Below are 1,377 nucleotides of genomic sequence, written 5' to 3'. Positions count from 1 at the left end.
AGTAAGGTGGACCCCTAAGTCAAGACTAAAAGTCCATGAATTTAAGCTACACACTCAATTATATCCTCGACAGGATCAGACTGTCCCGGATTGGTTTTTTCAGTGGGTGTTCCCCCTGGCCCTATTTTACCAGGGGGGGCACCCACTGTTTGAGAAAACTTATCAATGATCATTGCTCCGCCGCCTTCACCGGTTCTGTATACATCATCTGGAATCTTATCCCCCAGACCCTTATGAGGCCGTTCACCGTTATACAATGTAAAATACGCTTTCAGGCCAAGAGCCAATTCAGGTATAGTTCTGTAATCTTTAAGATAAACATCCTCATACTTGACATTTCTCCAGAGTCTTTCAACGAAAATATTATCAAATGCCCGACCGCGTCCATCCATACTGATTGTAATCTCTTCCCGGTTCAAAATTCCTGTAAATTGAAGGCTTGTGAACTGTGAACCCTGGTCACTATTAAAGATTTCTGGTTTCCCATGATTTCTTAAGCATTCTTCAAGGCAATCGATACAAAATGCAGTATCCATGGTATTGCTGATTCTGTAGCTCAGAACCTTGCGGCTATACCAGTCCATGATTACAACAAGATAGACAAACCCACTGAGCAGGCGAATGTAGGTGATGTCTGTACTCCAGACCTGATTGGGCCTCACAATTGGCACACCCCGTAGCAGATAGGGATAAATTTTGTGACCGGGCTTTCTGCGGCTTGTGTTTGGCCCAGGCATCATGCCGGCCAGTCCCATTTCCCGCATCAGGCGCTGAACACGTTTACGCCCCACTGCGTGGCCATTTTTTTTGAGAACGTATACCATCCTTCGGCTTCCGTAAAATGGACGCCTTGTGTATTCTTCGTCAATCAGGCGGCTGAAAAGAAGGTCTTCTTTGTTTGCTGGCCTGCTTTTCTGCCTTGCGTAATGCGCTGATTTGGATATACCGCTCAGGCTGCATTGCGTTACAATGGGCAGTTCGTCCTCTGGATCTATCCAGGATTGACGTATTAAGGCAGGCTCATCCCGGATTTTTTTTTGAGCCAGTCAAGCTCCATTTTCAGCCGACCTATTTCGCTATAAAGAGCATCTGGCTCCTGATGGGCAACAGCTGCTGGTTTTGGACCACGCTTGGTTTCAAAAAGTTTTTTTGCCTGTTCCTGAATCTCTTTTTTCCAAAGCCCTACGGAAATCGGGTGGACACCATACTCATGACCAATCTCATTGGCTGTCTTTACTCCCCGAAGGGCCTCAATGCCTACCTTGGCCTTAAATTCAGGACTATGGATTTTACGCTTTTTGCTCTGGCTCATTTTTACCTCCATTTCTGTGAGGTATGTAAGCTTAAATTGCTGTCCTGAAAACTGGGTCCACTATA

1 pseudogene is annotated in these 1,377 nt (G+C 45.8%); it reads right to left on the bottom strand.

The features are described from left to right. Nucleotides 1-155 precede the first annotated feature (155 nt). Nucleotides 156-1,312: pseudogene (locus tag LZ24_RS16960) on the bottom strand (IS3 family transposase); the annotation flags it as partial. Nucleotides 1,313-1,377 lie beyond the last annotated feature (65 nt).

The sequence above is a fragment of the Desulfobotulus alkaliphilus genome, assembly GCF_007830435.1.
GTDB lineage: Bacteria > Desulfobacterota > Desulfobacteria > Desulfobacterales > ASO4-4 > Desulfobotulus > Desulfobotulus alkaliphilus.
Note: the sequence above shows the minus strand (reverse complement) of the source record. Positions and strands in the feature narration are given on the sequence as shown.